At 68.3% G+C, this 21,794-nt stretch carries 13 protein-coding genes; 5 read left to right on the top strand and 8 right to left on the bottom strand.

The genetic code is table 11. From position 1 onward, the window contains the following. Window positions 1-112: 112 nt before the first annotated feature. The 3 genes from FBZ90_RS19800 to FBZ90_RS19790 are packed head-to-tail and all read left to right on the top strand — an operon-like array spanning window position 113 to window position 7,876. The gene (locus tag FBZ90_RS19800; protein ID WP_145734713.1) at window positions 113-1,531 is read left to right on the top strand and encodes an efflux RND transporter periplasmic adaptor subunit; all 1,419 of its coding nucleotides are present in this window, start codon (window positions 113-115) and stop codon (window positions 1,529-1,531) included. Next, window positions 1,528-4,743 (top strand): efflux RND transporter permease subunit, encoded by a 3,216-nt coding sequence (locus tag FBZ90_RS19795; protein WP_145734712.1) that lies wholly within the window; start codon window positions 1,528-1,530, stop codon window positions 4,741-4,743. The genes FBZ90_RS19800 and FBZ90_RS19795 overlap by 4 nt, the downstream gene beginning before the upstream one ends. Before the next feature lie 13 nt (window positions 4,744-4,756). Beyond that, a complete protein-coding gene (locus FBZ90_RS19790) occupies window positions 4,757-7,876 on the top strand; it encodes an efflux RND transporter permease subunit (protein ID WP_145734711.1) in 3,120 nt (1,039 codons plus the stop codon). A 101-nt stretch (window positions 7,877-7,977) separates the two neighbouring features. Here FBZ90_RS19790 and FBZ90_RS19785 read toward each other — a convergent pair whose 3' ends face one another. Continuing rightward, on the bottom strand, window positions 7,978-8,991 hold the full coding sequence (locus FBZ90_RS19785; RefSeq protein ID WP_145734710.1) for an FkbM family methyltransferase: 1,014 nt from the start codon (window positions 8,989-8,991) through the stop codon (window positions 7,978-7,980). Between the two features lie 201 nt (window positions 8,992-9,192). Here FBZ90_RS19785 and FBZ90_RS19780 point away from each other — a divergent pair, with 201 nt between their 5' ends. Then, complete coding sequence (locus FBZ90_RS19780) at window positions 9,193-9,864, top strand: response regulator transcription factor (protein WP_145734709.1); 672 nt, start codon at window positions 9,193-9,195, stop codon at window positions 9,862-9,864. Window positions 9,865-9,913: 49 nt separating this feature from the next. Next, window positions 9,914-11,278 carry a sensor histidine kinase gene (locus FBZ90_RS19775; RefSeq protein ID WP_145734708.1) on the top strand — a complete coding sequence of 455 codons (1,365 nt, stop codon included), beginning with the start codon at window positions 9,914-9,916 and terminating at the stop codon, window positions 11,276-11,278. 52 nt (window positions 11,279-11,330) lie between these two features. On the opposite strand, the gene FBZ90_RS19770 is transcribed toward FBZ90_RS19775, so the two are convergent. The 7 genes from FBZ90_RS19770 to FBZ90_RS19740 all read right to left on the bottom strand — a co-directional run bounded on the left by FBZ90_RS19770 (window position 11,331) and on the right by FBZ90_RS19740 (window position 21,574). Beyond that, on the bottom strand, window positions 11,331-12,545 hold the full coding sequence (locus tag FBZ90_RS19770; RefSeq protein WP_145734707.1) for an acyltransferase family protein: 1,215 nt from the start codon (window positions 12,543-12,545) through the stop codon (window positions 11,331-11,333). Beyond that, window positions 12,538-14,037, bottom strand: a complete 1,500-nt coding sequence (locus tag FBZ90_RS19765) for an efflux transporter outer membrane subunit (protein WP_186455941.1) — start codon at window positions 14,035-14,037, stop codon at window positions 12,538-12,540. Before FBZ90_RS19765 ends, FBZ90_RS19770 begins: the two co-directional genes overlap by 8 nt. Window positions 14,038-14,307: 270 nt before the next feature. Beyond that, window positions 14,308-15,009: a TetR/AcrR family transcriptional regulator gene (locus tag FBZ90_RS19760; RefSeq protein ID WP_186455940.1), complete on the bottom strand. Its 702-nt coding sequence runs from the start codon at window positions 15,007-15,009 to the stop codon at window positions 14,308-14,310. After that, entirely contained in the window at window positions 14,981-16,507 is a 1,527-nt protein-coding gene (locus tag FBZ90_RS19755; protein ID WP_145734704.1) for an efflux transporter outer membrane subunit, read from the bottom strand. The genes FBZ90_RS19760 and FBZ90_RS19755 overlap by 29 nt, the downstream gene beginning before the upstream one ends. 5 nt (window positions 16,508-16,512) lie before the next feature. Further along, the gene (locus tag FBZ90_RS19750; RefSeq protein WP_145734703.1) at window positions 16,513-18,120 is read right to left on the bottom strand and encodes a DHA2 family efflux MFS transporter permease subunit; all 1,608 of its coding nucleotides are present in this window, start codon (window positions 18,118-18,120) and stop codon (window positions 16,513-16,515) included. 11 nt (window positions 18,121-18,131) lie between these two features. After that, the gene (locus FBZ90_RS19745) at window positions 18,132-19,196 is read right to left on the bottom strand and encodes an HlyD family secretion protein (RefSeq protein WP_145734702.1); all 1,065 of its coding nucleotides are present in this window, start codon (window positions 19,194-19,196) and stop codon (window positions 18,132-18,134) included. Between the two features lie 302 nt (window positions 19,197-19,498). After that, a complete protein-coding gene (locus FBZ90_RS19740; protein WP_246130541.1) occupies window positions 19,499-21,574 on the bottom strand; it encodes a S46 family peptidase in 2,076 nt (691 codons plus the stop codon). Between the last annotated feature and the right edge of the window lie 220 nt (window positions 21,575-21,794).

Below are 21,794 nucleotides of genomic sequence, written 5' to 3'. Positions count from 1 at the left end.
CACCGGCCATAGCCATCCACACAATAGACGATAATAGACGGGACAACAGGATCTCAGGCTGGCCGGCGTATAAACCCCGGTTCTAGAGATCATCGGGAAGGTTGGGATTTCGATGCGACGCAGTGTTTGGGTGTCTGCCCTGGTCGTGGTGCTGCTGGGGGGTGGCGCGTGGTGGGTGATGCACAAGAAGCCGGGCAGCCAGGATGCGCGGGGGGCCATGGGTGGCCCGCCCCCGGGAGGCCCCATGGGCGGACCGCCGGGTGGTCCTGGCGGACGTCGCGGCGGCTTTTCCATTCCCACGGTGGCGGTGACGCCGGTGGTCCTGGCCGACATGCCGGTCTACCTGGACGGCCTGGGCACGGTGCAGGCGCTGAACACCGTCACGGTCAGAACCCGCATCGGCGGCCAGCTGACCAAGGTCGCCTTCACCGAAGGACAGACGGTGAAGACCGGCGACGTGCTGGCCGTGGTCGATCCGCGCCTGTATCAGGCGGCATACGATCAAGCCGTGGCCAAGGTGGCGCAGGACCAGGCGCAGTTGGCCAACGCCCGCCTGGACCTGGAGCGCTATCGCGCCCTGGCGGCGGAGAAGTACGGCACGCAGCAGACCTACGACACCCAGAAGGCCACCGTCGCCCAGTATGAGGCGAATCTGAAGTACGATCAGGCGGCCGTGGAAACCGCCCGCACCAACCTGGACTGGACCGTTACCAAGGCCCCCATCGACGGCCGCACCGGCCTGCGCCTGGTCGACGTGGGCAACATCGTCAGTTCCAGCGACAGCACCGGCCTGGTGATCATCACCCAGATGCAGCCCATCGCCGGCACCTTCACCCTGCCGCAGCAGCAGCTGGACGTTATCAACAGCCACCTGGCCAAGGGCGAAACCCTGAGCGTTCTGGCCGTCAATTCCGATGGCCGCCAACTGGACAAGGGCACGCTGACCACCCTGGACAACCAGGTGGACACCACCACCGGCACCATCAAGCTGAAGGCCACCTTCCCCAACAAGGACAACCGCCTGTGGCCCGGCGGCTTCGTCAACATGCGCCTGCTGCTGGAAGTGAAGCCCAAGCTGGCGGTGGTGCCGGCGTCCGCCATCCAGCACGGCCCCAACGGCACCTTCGTCTACATCGTCAACGACGACAACACCGTCACCCCGCGCCTGGTCACCGTCACCTTGAACGAAGGCGACAAGTCCGCCCTGTCTGACGGCGTGAAGGTGGGCGAGCGCGTGGTGGTGAACGGCCAGGACCGACTGCAGGACGGCGCCAAGATCAACATCGCCGGCGCGGCTCCGTCCGCCTCGGGCGGCGATGGCGTCCCCCCGGCGGCCGGTGAACATCGCCGCGGCCTGGGCGGCAACGGCCAAGCCGGGCCCGAGGGCGAGCATCACCGCCGCCGCAACCAGGGCGGCCAGCCAAGCGCCGATCCGGCGCAGGGCGCGCCCAACGCCAATCAAACGCCCAGTGGCCAGCCGGCGAGTGGCCAGCCCGCGCCAGGAAACAGCCAGGGCGGTCAGCCGCGATGAACGTTTCCGCCCCCTTCATCGCCCGGCCGATCGCCACCACGTTGCTGGCGATCGGCATCGTGCTGGTGGGCGTCCTGGGCTATCAGGCCCTGCCGGTGTCATCGCTGCCGGAAGTGGACTTCCCCGTCATCCAGGTCACGACCCAGTTGCCGGGCGCCAGCGCCGACACCACGGCCACGCTGATCACCGCCTCGCTGGAACGCCAGTTGGGCCAGATTCCCGGGCTGGACGTCATGACGTCGATCTCCAGCTTCGGCGTATCCAACATCACGTTGCAGTTCGGCCTCGGCCATAACATCGACGACGCGGCGCAGGACGTGCAGGCGGCCATCAACGCTGCGGGCAGCACCCTGCCCAAGACGCTGCCCTACCCGCCCACCTACGCCAAGGTGAACCCGGCCGATCCGCCCATCCTGTCGCTGGCGCTGACGTCGGAAACCCTGCCCATCGCCACCCTGTCCGACACGGCCGACAGCCTGCTGGCGCAGAAGCTGAGCCAGGTGTCGGGTGTGGGCCGCGTGACGGTGCAGGGCAACCAGCGCCCTGCCGTACGCATCCAGATCCAGCCGGAACGGCTGGCCGCGTACAGCCTGAGCATGGAGGATATCCGCACCGCGCTGGGCAAGGCCAACGTCAACCAGGCCAAGGGCAGCTTCGACGGTGCCGCCCAGGCCTACACCATCACCGCCAACGACCAGATCGAAAAGGCGGAGGCGTATGCCGACGTCATCGTCACCTACAAGAACGGCGCCCCCGTCCACCTGAAGGACGTGGGCGTGGTGACCCGGGGCCTGGAAAACGCCCGCGTGGGCGCCTGGTTCAACGGCAAGCAGGGCGTGCTGCTGGACATCCAGCGTCAGCCCGGCGCCAACATCGTGGAGACGGCCGATCGGCTGAAGTACAAGCTGAAGGAGCTTCAGGCCGCCCTGCCCGCCGGCATCAAGCTGACCATCGTCGCCGACCGCACGGAAACCATCCGCGCCTCCGTCCGCGACGTGCAGCAGACCCTGGTGCTGACCACCGTGCTGGTCGTGCTGGTCATCCTGGCCTTCCTGCGGTCCGGCCGCGCCACCATCATCCCGGCCGTGGCCCTGCCGCTGTCCCTGATCGTCACCTTCGGCGTCATGGCGCTGTGCGGCTTCAGCCTGGACAACCTGTCCCTGATGGCGTTGACCATCGGCACCGGCTTCGTCGTCGACGACGCCATCGTCATGATCGAGAACGTCATCCGCTACATCGAGGCGGGGGAGGCCCCCCTGCCCGCCGCCTACAAGGGCGCCAAGCAGATCGGCTTCACCGTCATTTCGCTGACGGTGTCGCTGGTCGCGGTGTTCATCCCCCTGCTGTTCATGAGTGGCATCATCGGGCGCCTGTTCCGCGAATTCTCGCTGACCCTGACCATAGCCGTCGTCGCGTCCGCCGTCGTGTCGCTGACCGTCACGCCCATGATGTGCGGCCGCCTGCTGCGCAGCCACGCCGCGGAGCAGGCCGCCCATCAGCGCCGCTCGCGCTGGGCGCGCTATTCGCCCCTGGAATGGACGGAGGCCGGCTTCAACTGGATGCTGAAGCTGTACGGACGCACCCTGGCCGTCGTCATGCGCTTCCAGTTCCTGACGCTGCTGGTGGCCATCGGCACCCTGGTGCTGACCGTCGTGCTGTACATGTGGATGCCCAAGGGCTTCCTGCCCAGCCAGGACACCGGCATCCTGGCCATCACGGTGGACGGCGACCAGGACAGTTCCTTCGCGTCCATGCGCCGCCTGCAGCAGCAGGTGGCCGACATCGTGGCGAAAGACCCCGACGTGGTGTCGGTGACCAGCTTCGCCGGCGCCAGCACCGTGAACCCCACGCCCAACACCGCCCACCTGTCCGTGGGCCTGAAGCCGCGGGACGAGCGCTCGGACAACGCCGACGCCATCGCCGTGCGCCTCAGCCACAAGCTGTCGGGCGTGCAGGGCGAGGTCTACGTCCAATCGGTGCAGGACATCCAGATCGGCGCCCGCGCCAGCCGCACCCAATACCAGTACACCCTGGCCGACGCCGACGGCGTGGAACTGGCGGAATGGGCACCCAAGCTGGTGGCCAAGCTGCGCAGCCTGCCGCAGTTCCGCGACGTGGCCAGTGACCAGCAGACCAACGGCCGCCAGGTGATGCTGACCATCGACCGGGATCTGGCCGCCCGCCTGGGCGTCAGCATCCAGAGCATCGACGACGTGCTGTACGACGCCTTCGGCCAGCGCCAGATCTCCACCATCTATGCCCAGATGAACCAGTACCGCGTGGTGCTGGAGGTGCCGGACAAGCTGCAAACCAATCCCGAGGCGCTGGGTCGGCTGTACGTGCCCAGCACCGGCGGCCCCGTGTCGGTAAACGCCGTGGCGCAGAGCACCCAGGTCACCACCAACACCCAGGTGCCCTTGAGCTCGCTGGTCCGGATCGAAACCACCAGCGCGCCCCTGACCGTGAACCACCAGGCGCAGTTCCCGGCCCTGACCGTCACCTTCAACCTGGCCGAGGGCCAGTCGCTGGGCGACGCGGTGGATGCCGTGACCAAGGCGGAGCGGGACATCGGCATGCCGGACACGGTGACCGGGTCCTTCGCCGGCGAGGCGGCTGAGTTCCAGACGTCCATCGCCAGCGAGCCGTGGCTGATCGCCGCCGCCGTGGTCACCATCTACATCGTGCTGGGCGTCCTGTATGAAAGCATCATCCACCCGGTGACCATCCTGTCGACCCTGCCGTCGGCCGGCATCGGTGCCCTGCTGGCCCTGTGGCTGACCGGCAACGACCTGTCGCTGGTGGCCCTGATCGGCATCGTGCTGCTGATGGGCATCGTCAAGAAGAACGCGATCATGATGATCGACTTCGCCATCGAGGCGGAGCGGGTGGAGGGCAAGTCCCCCCACGATTCGATCGTCGAGGCCTGCCTGCTGCGCTTCCGGCCCATCATGATGACCACCATGGCGGCGCTGCTGGGCGCGCTTCCCCTGGCGCTGGAGCATGGCACGGGGTCGGAGCTGCGGCGCCCCCTGGGCATCACCATCGTCGGCGGCCTGATCCTGTCGCAGTTGCTGACCCTGTACACCACCCCGGTGATCTATCTGTACATGGAGCGGCTGCGCGCCTGGGTGGCCCGCCGCACCGGCGGCGACCGGACGGAGGACGTGCCGCCCCCCAACGCCCCCCCGTCCCTGACGGGCCTGGCGGAGTGAGGGCGGCCATCCCATGAGCATTTCCGAACCCTTCATCCGCCGGCCCATCGGCACGGCCCTGCTGGCCCTGGGCCTGGCGCTGGTGGGGGCGGTGGCCTACGCCTTCCTGCCCGTGGCGTCGCTGCCCAACACCGACCTGCCCATCATCTTCGTCCAGGCCCGGGAATCGGGGGCCGACCCCGTGACCATGGCCGCCACGGTGACCGCCCCGTTGGAGCGGCACCTGGGCGAGATCGCCGGCGTGAACGAGATGACCTCGTCCACGTCGCTGGGCGTCAGCACCATCATCCTGCAGTTCGACGTCAACCGCCCGGTCTCGGATGCCGCCCGCGACGTGCAGGCCGCCATCAGCGCGGCGGCCACGGACCTGCCCTCCGGCCTCACCAGCCAGCCCATCTTCCGCAAGGCCAACCCCAACGGCCGGCCGATCATGACGCTGGCGCTGACGTCCAAGACCCTGACCAACCAGGCCATCTTCGACGCCGCCGACGGCATCCTGGCCCAGCGGCTGTCCCAGATCGAAGGCGTGGCCCAGGCTTCGGCCGCCGGTGGCGAGAAATCCGCCATCCGCGTGCAGGTGGACGTGAACGCCCTGGCCGCGCGCAAGATCAGCCTGGCCGACATCAGCACCGCCATCACCAACGCCAATGTCAGCCAGCCCGTGGGCACCATGGACGGCGAAGACACGCTGATGACGGTGACCACCAACGACACCATGCTGAAGGCGCAGGATTACCGCGACCTGGTGGTGCGCACCGCCACCGGCACCGTCTTCCGCCTGGGCGACGTGGCCACGGTGCTGAACAGCTCGGAAAACATCCGCCAGGCGGGGTGGTTCGGCACCCAGCCGGCCGTGCTGGTGTCGGTCCTGAAGCAGCCGGGCGCCAACGTCATCAAGACGGTGGACCTGATCAAGGCCAACCTGGGCCAGATCCAGAAATGGCTGCCGCCCGGCATCGAGATCAACGTCGTCAACGACCAGACCGCCACCATCCGCGCCAGCGTGGACGACGTGCAGATCACCATGCTGATTTCCATCGGCCTGGTCATCCTGGTGGTGGGCCTGTTCCTGCGCCGCCTGGCGCCAACCCTGGCCGCCGCCACCGCCGTTCCCCTGTCGCTGGCCGGCACCTTCGCCGTCATGTGGCTGCTGGACTACAGCATGGACAACCTGTCGCTGATGGCCCTGACCATCAGCGTGGGCTTCGTGGTCGACGACGCCATCGTCATGATCGAGAACGCCGTCCGCCATCGCGAGATGGGCAAGCCGCCCTTGCAGGCGGCCCTGGACGGCGCGCGCGAGATCGGCTTCACCATCGTGTCCATGACCCTGTCGCTGGTGGCCGTGTTCGTGCCCATCATCTTCATGGGCGGGCTGGCGGGGCGGCTGTTCCACGAATTCGCCATGACCCTGACGGCGGCCATCCTGGTCTCGGGCATCGTGTCGGTGACCCTGACGCCCATGATGTGCGCCCGCTTCATCGACCATGCCCGGGAGCGCAAGGCCAACTGGGCCGACCGCTGGGTGGGCCGGCCGTTGGACGCCGCCACCAACCTGTACATGAAGGGCCTGGGCTGGGTCTTGCGCCACCGGGTCATCATGCTGTTCGTGGCGCTGGGCACCATCTTCGGCACCATCTACCTTTACGGCGTGGTGCCCAAGGGCGGCTTCCCGCAGCAGGACACCGGCCTGTTGCGCGGCAGCGTCCGCGCCTCCGCCGACACCTCGTTCCAGACCATGCAACGCCGCATGCAGGAGGTGGTGAAGATCATCGCCGACGATCCGGCGGTGGCGGCCATCGGCGGCACCACCGGCGGCGGCGGCGGCGGCCCTGGCAGCAGCAGCGCCAACACCGGCAGCATGACCATCTCGCTGAAGCCCCGCAATCAGCGGGACGCCACCGCCGACCAGGTCATCGCCCGCCTGCGGCCCAAGTTCGCCAAGCTGGAAGCCTTGCAGGTCTTCCTGCAGGCGGAGCAGGATCTGCGGTTCGGCGGCCGCAGCAGCGATTCGCAGTTCCAGGTGTCGCTGCTGAGCGACAACCTCGACGACCTCTATGAATGGGTGCCCAAGCTGGTGGCCCGGCTGAAGGAACTGCCGGACTACTTCCAGGACGTCAGTTCCGACCAGGACAAGGCCGGCCTGGACGCCAAGGTGGTCATCGACCGCGACCTGGCCTCACGCATGGCCCTGACGCCGTCAGATGTGGACGCGGCCCTGGGCAACGCCTTCAGCCAAAAGCAGGTCAGCACCCTGTACGGCGCGCGCAACCAGTACCACGTCGTGCTGGAAGCCACGCCCAACGAACAGACCGGGCCGGAAGACCTGGTGCGGATCTACGTGAAGTCGGTGGCGGGCATGGTGCCGCTGTCGACCTTCGCCAAGGTCAAGGTGCAGGAATCACCCCTGTCGGTGAACCACGAGGGGCAGTATCCCTCCTCCACCCTCAGCTTCAACCTGGCCGATGGCGTGGCCCAGGTGGACGCGTTGTCACGGGCGCAGCAGGCGGTGACGGAACTGGCCATGCCCGCCTCCATGCGGGTGGAGGTGGGCGGCATCGCCCGCATCTTCCAACAGCAGAACCAGGGCCAGCCCCTGCTGCTGGTGGCGGCACTGGTGACCATCTACATCGTGCTGGGCATGCTGTATGAAAGCTGGGCCCAGCCCCTCACCATCCTGTCCACCCTGCCGTCCGCCGGCATCGGCGCCATCCTGGCGCTGATGGTGACGGGGTATGAGCTGTCGATGATCTCCTTCATCGGCATCATCCTGCTGATGGGCATCGTAAAGAAGAACGCCATCATGTTGGTGGACTTCGCCCTGGCTGCGGAGCGCATCCGGGGCATGTCCCCGGTGGACGCCATCACGGAAGCGTGCCGCGAACGGTTCCGCCCCATCACCATGACCACGCTGACCGCCCTGCTGGGCGCCGTGCCCCTGGCCGTTGGCGGCGGCACAGGGGCGGAGATGCGCCAGCCGCTGGGCGTCGCCCTCGTGGGCGGCCTCCTGGTGTCGCAGTTCATCACCCTGTACACCACGCCGGTGATCTACCTGGCCCTGCGGAACCTGCGGCCCCGCCAGTCCATGATGTCCCGCCTGCACGCCGCCATGGCGGGGGTCAAGCGAAGCTGAGCCCCCTGGAAGACACACCGTCCAGGACCAAAGGCCGTCCAGGACCAAAGGAAAGGGCCTGCCGAATCGCTTCGGCGGGCCCTTTCCTTTGGGGGGGCAAATCAGGAGGCGACCAGGGACCAGTCATCCGGTTCCCACAGGGCGCCGCTGTCGCTCTCGGCATCCCCCTGGAACAGCAGGGTATCCGGCGTATCGCCACAGGCGCGGTAGCCGTGGAGCGCCAGGGTCGCGGCCAAATCCGTACCCCAGCCCCGGGCGCCGCAACGGTCGGCCAGGATCAGCCGGGGCCGCAGCGCCGGGGGGGCGGCCTGCAGGAAAGAGATCACCGCCAGGTCGGCACCGGCCTTCATGCCCAGGCGCAGCACATCCAGCCGTCCCAGGCCGGCCGCCCGCACCAGATCCAGCAAGGGGCGGGCCCGCACCAGGGCGGGCGGCGGCGCATCCCAGCCTGAGGACGCCGCCACGGGCTTACGCTTTCCCGCCGCCAGGACCAGCCCATCACAGGCCGGGCCCACCGCGTCCTCCACCAGTGTGACGCTGGCCGCCAGCGTGTTCAGGGACAGGTTGACGGCCAACCGGTCGCGGGTGGCGGCGTTGGGCTCCACCGCCAGCACCCGGCCGCGCGGTCCCAGATGGCGCGCGGCGGCCAAGGTGTGCAGGCCCGTGCCGGCGCCGACATCCACAAAGACACCGTCCAACGGAAGGGCCGCAGCCATCCGGGCACGGGCCTGGGCAGCCGTATGACGGGGCAGCGCCAAGACACGGCGGTCGTCGGCATGGTCGCGGACATGCAGGCGCCGCCGCGTCCCGTCCACCGTCACATCGATGATGGAGCCATAGAGCAAGGGCACCATCGTGCGCACCACCGGTCCCAGCAGTCGGCCAGCGACCCGCCCCAAGCCGTTGGCCGGCAGGGCGGCGCTGAGCGCCAGCAGCAGGGCCGGCAGGCCGACGGGACGGTGGTGGCCGAAGCCGTGATCCGCCTGTGCGGGCTGAGTACGGTGCTCCATCACCGATGGTCCGGCAATGGCCCCGGACGTCACGCCGCAAGCGGGCAAGGCCGCCCATGGACTGGCGGAAGATTCGGGCAGCAGGGCGGCGGTGAGGACGGTCATGATGGTCGGCACCCAGGTTGATCAGCGCGTGGCAACGATGGCACAGTCAAGCTGACGCCGTGCTGACGGGACGTCGGCGCCCTCAACCCCGCCTTGCCGGGGAAAATCCCCCAGGGAACGACAGGCGGCGGCCGCTGGCGCGTATAGGTACATCTGCCGCCCGTGGTGGGTGCGCCGAGGACTTGGGCTGGGACTTGGCCGATGCGGCTTTTGTTGGTTGAGGACGAACGGGACCTGCGGACGCTGACTGCCGAGCATCTGTCGCGAATCGGCTTCACCGTCGACGCCTGTGGCAGCTTGGCCGAGGCCGAGGACCATATCTCCACCGCCGATTACGATGCCCTGGTGCTGGACCGCCGCCTGCCGGATGGCGACGGGATAAGCCTGGTGCGACGACTGCGCGGCGGCCGGCGCAAGGTTCCCATCCTGATGCTCACGGCGCGCTCCACCCTGGACGACCGAATCGAAGGGCTGGACGCCGGGGCCGACGATTACCTGGTGAAGCCCTTTGACATGGGGGAACTGGGGGCCCGGCTGCGGGCCCTGCTGCGGCGGCCAGGCGGCGTGATCGGGGTGGTGCTGGAATGCGGCAACCTCTCTTTCGACAGCGCCGCCCGCTGCGCGGCCGTAGCGGAGTCGCCCCTGGCCCTGACCGCCCGCGAACTGGCCCTGCTGGAGGTGCTGCTGCGCAAGGTGGACCAGGTGGTGACCAAGGCCCATATCGACAGCGCCCTGTACGGCTTCGGCAACGAGGCGACCGACAACGCCGTTGAGGCGCTGGTGTCCCGCCTGCGCCGCAAGCTGGTCGCGGCGGAGGCCACGGCCGCCATTATCACCATGCGGGGACTGGGCTATATGATGAGCGCATCGTGAGCCCGTCCCTTTCCACATTTCCTCCTCCACTGCCCCGGACCCCTTCCTGATGCTCGCCACCCTGGCGCAGATTTGGCGGCATCGGTCCCTGCAAGGCCGCCTGGCCTGGCGGCTGGGCCTGCTGTTCCTGGCCTCGGTCGCCGTGGCGATCCTGCCCCTGGTGGTGCGGCTGGAGGAGGCGGGCGGTGTCGTGCAGCGCAAGGTGCTGCGCGGCCAGGCCAATGAGCTGATGACCGCCTTCAACCATGGCGGCCTGACCCTGGATCGCCTGCCGCCGGATCTGGCCAACCGTTACGCCCTGGAAGAGGATGGCGTCATTTACGCCGTATGGGACCAGCATGGACGGCTGCTGACCCAGTCGCTGCCCCGCGCCGCCAGCACCCTGCGCGAGGCGCTGAATCAGACGGACGCCGAGTATTTCTTCCGGCCGCCGGGGGAACCGGAGCGTTATGGCCTGGGCACGCCCATCAAACTGGGCGACCGGACCGTGACGCTGGCGGTGGCGCAATCGCCCACCGCCGACCAGAAAATCATCAACGGCCTGCTGGATGAATTCGTCCGCGATATCCTGCTGTTCGGCATTCCGGTGGCCCTGATCGCCGCCGCCATCGGCGTCTGGACCATCCGCAGCAGCCTGACCCCCATCCAGGAGGTGTCGGAGGAGGCGGCGGCTATCGGCCTGGACCGCCTGGACCACCGGCTGGACGGCAAGAACCTGCCCAGCGAGGTCCTGCCCCTGGTAGACGCGTTCAACACGGCGCTGGCCCGGCTGGAGGGCAGCTTCCGCCACCACCGCCGCTTCATCGCCGACGCCGCCCACCAGTTGCGCACGCCCCTGGCCGTGGTGCAGGCCCGTCTGGAAAGCGGGGAGGCCGACATGGCCGCCGTGCGCGCGGATGTGCGCCGCCTGTCGCGCCTGGTGGCGCAGTTGCTGTCGCTGTCGCGCCTGTCCGGTACCCCCCTGCCCCGCACCGACCGCGTCATGGCGGGAGAGCTGACGGCGGGCGAGCTGGTGACCCTGGCGCCCTTCATCCGGTCCCTGGGCAAATCCATCGAGCTGGAGGTGGTGGAGGACTTCCCCCTGGTTTGCAACACCGGCGCCGTGGCGGAAGCCCTGCGCAACCTAGTGGAAAACGCCGTCGCCTATGGCCCGGCCGGCGGAATGGTGGAGGTGCGGGTGGGCCCCGGCCCCATCCTGTCCGTCGCCGACCGGGGGCCGGGATTGCAGGGCGAGGATCCCCTGACCCTGGCGGAGCCCTTCGTGCGCGGCGCCGCCGGCGCCGGCATCACCGGCTCGGGCCTGGGCCTGGCCATCGCCATGGAAATCATGCGCCAGCACGGTGGCCGCCTGGCCGCCCGCGACCGCCACGGCGGCGGTGCCTTGTTCAGTCTATGCTTTGAGACAGCCGCCTAGAGATGACGGCTTGCGGCAGAGCCTGCCTGGGCCGATCTGCGATGACAATATCTCACACCTTCAGGAAGATCCGGCGGCGGTACAGCACCTCCAGGATGGCCCACCACAGGGCGACGAACAGGAGGGCGTAGGCCAGGGAGGCCGCCTTTTCCGGCAGCAAGGGATAGAACACCGCCTCGTAAATCACGTCCTGCAGCGGGGCGATGCGGTGGTCCCATGGCAGGGTGATGACGCCGCCGATGATTATGGCCATCAGTTCCGACCCGACATAGGCCAGGACGGGGTTCACGCCGAAAACCAGAGCGGGACGGGTCCAGCGGCGCCAGCCCCGCACCTCCACCCCCCACAGCAAAGCCCCCAGGCACAGGCAGGCCATGCCGGCGGTAAGCGCGACGAAGGAACTGGTCCACAGGCTCTTGTTGATGGGAAAGACCAGATCCCAGATTTCCCCCAGCAGGACGCCCGCCACCCCGGCGATGATGAGCCCCCGGATGCGCGTCGGCAGCGGCAGGGGCCGGGCCAGCCAGCGGCCCGCCTGGACGCCCAACAGCGCGGTGGCGATGGCCGGCAGGGTGGAAAGGGCGCCTTCGGGATCCCAGGTGTGGGCAGCGGCCCACAGATGGTTGCCCAGGGGGCCCCAATCGAACAAGGCGCGGTCCACCGCCGCCGACACGGTGGCGCCAGGATGGGCCAGCGCCGCCAAGCCGGTGGCGCCGGTGCCCGGCACCGGCACGCCGGTCATCACTGCCCAATAGCCCAGCAGCAGCGCGACGACCAGCGCCCCTTGGCCCCGCGCGCCGAGCCGCAGCGACAGCAGGCCGGCCGCGACATGGCAAAGGGCGATGCGCTGCAAGACACCCGGTATCCGCCAGGACAGCAATTGCGCCAGCGCGCGGTCGGCCAGCGTGCCGTGGCCGGACACGGCGTAACCGGGAAACCAGGCGATGAACAGGCCGAGGCCGAACAGGATGAGGCCGCGCCGCAGGATCTGGCGCGCCAGGACAGCATCCCCCTGACCCTGCGCCCGCCGCCGGGTCAGCGACAGGTGGGTGGTGATGCCCACCATGAACAGGAAGAAGGGGAAGACCAGGTCGGTGGGCGTCCAGCCGTGCCATCTGGCATGGCGCAACGGCCAATAGATGTCGGACCAAGTCCCGGGATCGTTGACTAGCAGCATCAGGGCTACGGTCAGCCCGCGGAAGATGTCCAGGGACAGGAGGCGCTCGGGCTGGGCGACGGCCGGGAAGGCCGCCCGGGCCTCAGCCACCGGCCTTGACCGGGGCGGTTTCGGCCTGGGCTTCCGTCTGTTCCACCGACCAGCCGCCGCCCAGCACCCGGTACAGGGTGACGATGGAGGTCAGGTAATTCAGGCGGCTCTGCACCAGGGTGTCCTGGGCGCTGAACAGGGTGCGCTGAGCCGTCAGGACGCTGACCATGTCGGCGGTGCCCCGCTGGAATTGCCCGGTGGTGCCACGCAACGCCTCATCGGCGGAAGCGGTGGCCTTTTCCTGGGCGGCGCGGATGTCGCGGGTGTACTTCACCCCCGCCAGCGCATCCTCGACATCGGCGAAGGCGGTGACGACGGCTTTCTGATAGTCGGCCGCCAATTCCTCTACCTTGGCGCGCTGCACGTCGGATTGGGCCTGGAGGTTACCGGCGTCGAACACCGTTTGGGTCAGCGACGTGCCCAGGGACCACAGCTTGCTGGCCGGGTTGAACAGGTCGCCCAGCGATTCGTTTTGATAGCCGTAGCTGCCGGTCAGGCTGAGGCTGGGGTATTGCTGCGCGATGACGTTGCGCAGGGTGGCGTTGGCCGCGATCAGCTGCGCCTCGGCCGAGGCGACGTCGGGACGGCGGACCAGCAGGGTGGAGGGCAGATTGGGCGCCACCTCCGGCTCCGCCAGGCCGTTGAGGGTGGTGCCCTCGATCTTCAGCTGTTCCGGCAGCAGGCCGACCAGGATGGCCAGGGCATCGATCTGCTGCGCCAGGCTTTGTTCATATTGCGGAATGGCGGCACGCTCCGCCTCCACCACGTTGACCTGGTTGGCGACGTCCACGGCGGTGGCGGTGCCGGCGCGGGCACGGGCCTGGATGCCGCGCAGCACATCCTCCGCATCCTTCAGGGACTGCCGGGCAAGGGTCAGCCGGTCCTTGTAAGCCAGGGCCTGGAAATAATCCGTGGCCACCGAGGCGATGGCCGTCATCAGCACGGTCTGCTTGTCGTAGCGGCTGTAGTTCAGGCTGGCCTTGGCCGATTCGAAGGCGGAGCGGTTCTTGCCCCAGAAATCCAGTTCGTAACTGGCCGACAGCTTGGCGGAATAATTGCTGCTGATGTTGTTGCGGGAGATGAAGTTGCCGTTGCTGACCGTGGTGGTGCCGCCGCCCGTCTCGCTGCGGGTGCGGCCGGCGCTGGCCGACACCGTGGGGAACAGGGCGGAGCGCTGTTCGACCACCGTGCCCTCGGCCTGGCGGATGCGGGCCATGGCGGCGCGCACGTCAAAATTATTGGACGCCACGCGGGCGATGAGGCTGTCCAGCTCCGGCGAATTGAACCGCTTCCACCAATCGGCGGCGATTTCCGTGCGCAGGGCCGCGTCCTTGGCCGCGTCACCCGTCACCGTCTCGCGGTAAGCCGTGGGTTGCGGCGTTTCGGGCCGTTCATAGTCAGGCCCCACCGTGCAGGCCGTCAGCGCGCCCGCCATCGCGCAGGCCAACAGGGCCGGCCTGGCCGCGGATGAAAGCAGGACGGACGGGAGCATGAGGCGAAACGACCGGGGACGCAGCATCGCGGGACGTTATCCAGGAAGGGAGGCCAGACGGAAACGCGGAATGGGACGGGAACCCGGCGCCCTTCTTTTCATACCGGAAGCCCCCTGTCACGGACGAACTGGGCCCGTGCCCGATTGGCGGGCAGCGAATGGCGGAAGTGGCCCCCCACCCGTACCCGGCCGCCCGTTGGTACGGCCCGACAGGCGTCAACCTGTCGGGAAAAATGACGCGGGACCCGTCCCTCGCACCTGGCGACAACCCTACCTCTTGCTTATGCCGGCGATAATCGTGTCCAGCATCACATCCAGGTCGGCGTGCATGTCCAGCGTCCCATCCAGCAGGGTCCAGCGCATCACCAGGCCATGCTTCAAACCCGATAGGATCCAGCCCACCCGCTCCACATCCGTTTCGGGCGACACCTCGCCCGCCGCGATGCCTTCGCGTATCAGGGTGCAATAGATGCGGTGGGGCCGTTGCAGGCGTTCCACCAGCAGGCGGCGCATGTCCGGGCTGTCGGCCAGCACCCCGCGCATGAATATCAGAGACGATAGGGCGGGGATGCTCTCCGTCAGGCGCAGCCAGGTGTGCATGACCTCGCGCAGGCGGGTCATGGGGCTGCCGCTGCCTTTCAGCGCCTCTTGAACCGGGGGTGCGATGCGCTGGGACAGGTTATCCAGCAGCGCATCCCACATCGCGTGCTTGGTGGGGAAATGCCGGAACAGGGAGCCTTGGGCCATGCCGATGCGGCGGGCGATGGCCGTGGTCGTGGTGCCGGCGGGTCCCACCTCATGCAGCAGTTCCAGGGCGGCTTCGATGATCTCCGCCCGGCGGGTATCCCCGGCCTTGCGCTGGCGCCCGGCGGGGCGTTCCTCACCAGGGGCTTCCCCGTCCGTCACCATCACCTTGCCACCCTGCTTCATCGCCGCGCCCGCCTCACGCCGGCGGGTTGCCGGCACCCCCATGGGAACCGGCCGGGACGGTGTCGGCGGCGGCGGTTTCACCCGCTCCCGTCTCACCCGCCTGCCAACCGCCGCCGAGCGCCTTGTAAAGGGCGATGGTCTGCTGCACCAGGGCATAGTCGCTTTGCGCCACCGCGTCCTTGGACGTGGCCAGGGTGCGGTCCGCGTCCAGCACGCTCAGGAAGTCCGCCAGGCCGGCACGGTACTGCGACCGGGCGCGATCCTGCGCCCGCTGCGCCGCGTCCAGGGCGCGGTGCAGGGTTTCGTTCCGCTGGCGCTCGTTGGTGTAGGCGACCAGCGCGTCCTCAACCTCCTGAAAGGCGGTCAGCACCGTCTTGCGATAGGTCAGGCGGGCCTGCTCCGCCTGGGCTTCGGCATCCTTGACGCCGGCCTTCAGACGCCCGCCGTCGAAGATGTTGCCGCTGACGGTGGGACCGACGCTCCAGCCGAAGCTATCCCCCTGGAGCAGCTTGCCCAGGTCCGGGTTCAGGAAGCCGCCGATAAGGCCCAGCGACACCTTGGGGAAGCGCGCCGCCTCCCTCACGCCGATCTCGGCGTTGGTGGCGGCCATGGTGCGCTCCGCCGCGCGGATGTCGGGGCGCGCGCGCACCACCTCGGACGGCAGGCTGGCCGGCAGTGCCGGCGGCAACGGCACCTCCGGCCCTGCCGTGGTCAGCAAGCCATCCACGTCGGCCGGGGTGCGGCCCGTGAGGGTGGCGATGGCGTGGGCCCGCTGCGCCGCCTGCGTCGCCAGCGTCGGCAGCACCGCCTTCTGCTGTTCCAGCTGGCCGTCGGCCTCCGCCAGCTGCAGTTCCGTCGCCAGGCCCACCTTGTACTTGGCGGCGGTCAGGTCGCGGGTTTCCTGCGACAGGCGCACATTCTCATTGGCGATGGCCGTACGCGCCTGAAGCGAGCGCAGCGCGGCGTAATCGGTGCCCAGTTCCGCCAGCATGGACATGACCATGGAGCGGCGGTTCTCGATGCCGGCCTCGACGTTGGCGTCGGCCGCCTCGATGCTGCGCCGGGTGCCGCCGAACAGGTCCAGCTCCCACGAGGCGTCGAAGCCGGCCAGGAAAATGTTGTTGGTGCCGCCCAACTGCCCAAACGTGCCCGGCGGCAGACGGTTGCGCATGGCCGCCGTCTCGCCCTTCACGCTGGGATACTGCGCCGCGGCGGCCTGCTGGCGCTGGGCGCGCGCGGACAGGATGCGCTGTTCCGCCACCTTCAGGTCCAGGTTGCCGGCAACCACGTCGGCGACCAGCTTGTCCAGGGTGGGATCGTGGAATTCCGTCCACCAATGGGCCAGAACCGTGGGGTCGGCGCTGGCCTGAATCTTCATCGCCGACTGGGTGGTCGTGGCGCTCCAGGTCGCGGGCGCATCGGCCTTGGGCGGTTGATAATCGGGCCCCAGGGTGCAGGCGGCGGTCAGCGCCAAGGCGGCCGTGGCGGCCAGCAGCCGGGCCCGGCGGGGGAAAGCGGCAAAGGGAGTGGTAACGGACATCGGGGTCACTCCGCGGCGGCGGCCTTGGGCGCCGCCTTGGTGGATTTCATGAAAAAGGCCAGGGGCACGACGCAGAGGGCCACGACGCCGGAGATGCGGAAGACATCGACGTAGCCCAGGATGGCCGACTGGCGCAGCAGGGTGCGGTAAATGCCGCCCAGCGCGGAGGATTGCAGTTGCGACGGGGTCAACCCCTGGCTGGCCAAGCCATCCATCCACGCCTGCTTGGTCATCTGATAGCCCACGCTGAGGTCGGTCAGATGTTCCGCCAGATAGGCTTGGTGCACCTGCGACCGCTGGGTCAGGTAGGCCGTGACCAGGGCAATGCCGATGCTGCCGCCCAGGTTGCGGGCCATGGAATAGAGGGCGGCCGCGTCGCCGTTCATTTCCCGCGGCACGCTGGCGAACGCCACCGTGCTGATGGGGATCATCAGCAGCGCCGTGCCGAAGGTCTGGGCCATGCGCATGCTCATCAGGGTCAGGAAGTCCACCTGCGGCGTGATGGTCGCCGTGTAGAACATGGCGACGCCCAACAGGAAGAAGCCGGTGGCCACGATGAAACGGGCCTGGAACTTCTTCAGCAGCACCCGGGTGATGATGGGGATCATGATCAGGATCATGAAGCCGCCAGGCGACAGGATCATGCCGGCCCAGGTGGCGGTATAGCCCAGCTGCGATTGCGCCAACTGCGGGATCAGCACAGCGCTGCCGTACAGCGTGGCGGCCATGATGCTGATGAACAGGGTGCCGATGGCGAAGTCCTTGTTCTTCCAGACCCGCAGGTTGACGATGGGATCCGGCCGGTCCAGCAGCCAGACGACGGCGCCCACCAGGCCCAGCACGGCGCCCACGCCAAAGGCCTGGATGAAGCCGCTGGAGAACCAATCCTCCTGCTCGCCCCGGTCCAGCACGATCTGCAGGCAGGCGAAGCCGGCGGCGATCAGCGACAGGCCGATCACGTCGATGTTGCGCCGGCCCTTGGCGGCGCCGGCCTTGGCCCAGGGCGGATCCTCCACCACCGTGGAGATGGCGAAGGTGGCAAGGATGCCCACCGGCACGTTGATCAGGAACACCCAGCGCCAGCTGAAATTGTCCGTGATCCAGCCACCCAGCGTCGGCCCCATGATGGGGGCGGCGATGATGGCGACGGCGGTGACGCCAAAGGCGGTGGCGCGTTTCGACGGCTCGAACGTGTCCAGCAGGATGGACTGCTGGTTCGGCTGCAGGCCGCCGCCGAAGAAGCCCTGGAACAGGCGGAAGACGATCAGTTCCGGCAGTGAAGTCGACAGGCCGCACAGCAGCGACGACACCGTGAACATGACGATGGACAGCAGGAAGTAGTTCTTGCGCCCCATCATGCGGCCCAGCCAACCGGACACGGGCAGCACGATACCGTTGGCCACCAGGTAGGAGGTCAGCGTCCAGGTGCTTTCATCCGTGCCCACCGACAGGCTGCCGGCGATGTGCGGCAGGGCCACGTTGATGATGGTGGTGTCCAGCACCTCCATGAAGGTGGCGACGGTCACCACCATGGCGACGAGATAGGGGTTGTGCCGCGGGCGCCAGGTCGACGCCCCATGATCAGCCTCGGGAGGGGGAAGTCCTTCGCTCACCGCCCGGCCCCTCAGTTCAGGTGGACGGTGGGTTCAGCCGACAGCCCCAGCGGCAGCGGATGGTCGGCCGGCAGGCCGCCGGTCACCTTGATCTTGACCGGCAGGCGCTGGACGATCTTCACGAAGTTGCCGGTGGCGTTCTCGGTGGGGAAGGCGGTGAAGCGCGAGCCGGTGCCCATCTGGAAGCTGTCGATGGCGCCCGTCAGCTTCAGGTCGGGAAAGGCGTCCAGCTCGATATCCACGGACTGGCCCACCCGCATGCGCTTCAGCTGGTTTTCCTTGAAGTTGGCCACCACCCAGACTTCCGGCGTCACCAGGGTCAGGGCCGACTGCGACACCTGCAGGTAGTTGCCCTTCTCCACCGCGCGCTTGGTCACCCAGCCATCCTGGGGCGCCACGATGGTAGTATAGGACAGGTTCAGTTCGGCCTGGGCCAGTTCCGCCTCCGCCGCGGCCACCTGAGCCTCCAGCTGCTTCACCTGGCTGGCGGCGACCTCGATGTTGCGCGGGGCCTGTTCGGCCGCGCGCAGCTTGGCATCAGCGTCGGCCAGCTGGGCCTGGGCGGTGCGGAAGGCCGCCTGGGCGGCGTCGATCTGCGACTTGGTGGTGGCGCGGACGTCGATTTCCGTCTGGCGCGCCAGGTCGGACTTCGCCCGGACCAGCGTGGCCTCGGCCTGGGCGCGGGCGGCGCGGGCCTGGTCCAGCTGCGCGGGATAGGTGACCTGGGCGATCTCCAGGTTGGTCTGGGCCTGCGCCAGTTGCGCCTGCGCCAGCTTCAGCTGCGCGGCGTCGCGGTCGCGGGTGTTCTGATAGTCGCGGGGGTCGATGCGGAACAGCAGGTCACCCGCCTTGACCTTCTGATTATCCTGGACCGCCAGTTCGACGACCAGGCCGGAGACCTTGGGCGCGACCGTCACCACCCGGCCCTCGGTGAAGGCGTCGTCCGTCGATTCCTTGCCGCGCCCGCCAAGCCAGAGAACCACGCCGCCGACCACGATGACGGCCAGCACACCAAGGCCGATGACACGGGGCAGGACGGAACGCTTGGGCGGAAGGGCGGAGGGCGTGCTGGTCATGATGGTCCTTTGGTCCCTGATCGTTGAGGCCGGATCGGGCTATCCCCGACCGGGCTTTTCCAAGGGGCGAGCGGCTTGGGCCGGCGGGGCCGGTCAAGGAATTGCGGATGCATGGAAGGTGCCGCGGGAGTGCTGCGGCATGGAAATCTTTTGCAAGCAAGTTATTGCTTATCACGCCAAACGGCGCCTAATGAGGATGGCGCAGATCTGGGATGCGGCAAGCGGCAAATGCGCCCCTTTGGCGCCCACCGCGCAGATCACCGCACCCTTACGTCATTTATCGTTGCGTACGATGGCCGCCATCACAGACCCAGCTCACGGCTCAGGCGCGTGGTGCCGTAGATGTTGGCCAGCGCCTCCTTCACCGCCCCCACCGAAACCCAGACGGCGCGGTTGGTGGCCTCGTCGAAGCCGAAATCGCCGCCCAGCGACTGGCTGTTGCCGTCGAAGATGATCCCCACCAGTTGCCCGTCGGTGTTGATGACGGGGGACCCGGAATTGCCGCGCACGATGTCGTTGGTGCTGACCATGTTCAGCTTGCGCAAGGGATCAACCGCGCTGCGGGCGCGCAGCCAGGAAGGGGGCAGCGCCAACGGCTTCGCCCCCGTGGCCCGGCCGTAGGCCTCGCCCATGGTGGTGTAGTAGCGCACCGGCCGCCCGTTCTCCTCATAGCCTTTGACGATGCCATAGGAGACGCGGGGGGAGAAGGTGGCGTCCGGGTAGGCGTCGGTTCCCTTGGCCGCGAAGAGGACCTGGGCGATGGCGCCGGCGTTGCGCCGCTCCACCGCCTCGACATTCACCTCGACATCCCGGCGGATGGCCAGCGCCTGCTTGTCCACCTCCTGGGCGAAGCGGATCAGGGGGTCGTGGCTGTTCTTGATGGCCTCGATGCCCCCGGCCAGCAGGCGCTTGCGCTCGGCGGGGTCGGCCAGGCGGGTGCGGTCCACCAGGTCGCTGGCCATCCGGTCGGCCGTCTGCGCGCCCAACACGTCGCGCACCAGCGGATCGTCTGGACCCAGCACCCGGCGCAATTGCACCAGCCAGGCGCGCAGCAGCACCTTTTCCAGGTCGGCGGAGATGGGGGTGTTGGCCAGCAGGCGCTGGCGGGTGAACGGGAAGCCGGCCTCGGTGAATTCCTGGAAGCGCTTGATGTCGGGCAGCTGGCGCTGTTCCGCGGCGCGGACCAACAGGCGGGCGTAGGCGAACAGGTCGGATTGGGGCCCCCGCCCCTCCTCCACCACCTCCATGCGGTCGGCGACGGCGCGATAATGGGCCACGGCCTGGGCGATGGCGGCCCAGGGGTCACCGAAGCGCTGCTGGACCTGGGGATCGGCTGCCACCTTGGCCCGCAGCTCATTCTCCGCGCGCCGGTGGCCGTCGATCAGGCCGGGATTGACCAGGGCGCGGAACTGGCCCAGGCGCGCCTTGTAGGCGTTTTCCACCGCGAACAGCTTGGCGAAGGCCACACGGGCATGCTCCGCCCCCTCGGCCGAGAACTGCAGCAGCAGGCCGCGCAGCTCCGCCAGGTAGACCAGGGATTCCGGCAGCACGACATCGCGGTCGTATTCCAGTTCCGCCACCGTATCCAGGCGCTCCGTCGTGCCGGGATTGCCGGAGGTGAAGACCAGCTCGCCCTCCCGCGCCTCCCGGGGAGCATAGGCGAAATAAGTGGCCTGGGTGTTCAGCGGCGCGCCGGTGCCGTCGTAGACGCGCAGGAAGGCGATATCCAGGTCGTAGCGGGGAAATTCGAAATTGTCCGGGTCGCCGCCAAAGAAGGCGATATCCTCCTCCGGCGCGAACACCAGGCGCACGTCCTGGTAGCGGCGGTACTTGTACACGTCATAGACGCCGCCCCGGTACAGCTCCACCACGTCGCAGCGGATGGCCTCATCCCCGCCGGCGCAGTCGCGCTGCAGCTTGGCCAGTACCTCCCGCAGGGCGCGGCCGTAGTCCGTGCCCTCGCGGCCCGCCACCGCCTCCCGCACCTGCGGGGTGACGTCGGTGATGCCCACCAGCTGATTGGCCTCGACATCCGGGCATTTCACCTCGTCCTCCTGCCGGGCGGCGTAAAAGCCCTCCTGGACCAGGTCGCGGGCGGGGGAGGACAATTGCTGCAGACAATCGCGGGCGCAGTGGTGGTTGGTCTGCACCAGCCCGGTGGGGGAAACGAAGGCGGCGGAACATCCCCGGGGAAGGCGCAGCGACGCCATGCGCAGATGGTCCAGCCATTGCGGGCTGGGTTCGAAACCGTAGGTTTCCTGGATTTTGGCGGCGGGGAAGTGGTTGAAGGTCCACATGCCTTCGTCGGCGCGGGCTGCGGCGAACGCCATGAACAGGCCACCGCCCAGCGCGGTCGCCAGAAGCCCCAAACGCATCATCCCGTCCCTCGAATGCCGTTCCCAGTTCTTGCGCCCCGACCTCCCGATCCGGGTGGAACAAGCGTCAGCATACCGCCAATGCGCCCCGGCACGGGACGGGATTTTGTAACGGAAACGCAAACAGTCCGGAGACGATTATGCAAAAGCCCCAGGCGTGGGCCTGGGGCTCGCGTCGTCGCCTCAGTCAGCGGCGGGCCAGGACGGCGGCCAGCGCCGAGGG

It is taken from the genome of Nitrospirillum pindoramense (assembly GCF_007827955.1).
GTDB classification, from domain to species: Bacteria; Pseudomonadota; Alphaproteobacteria; order Azospirillales; family Azospirillaceae; genus Nitrospirillum; species Nitrospirillum amazonense_B.
Note: the sequence above shows the minus strand (reverse complement) of the source record. Positions and strands in the feature narration are given on the sequence as shown.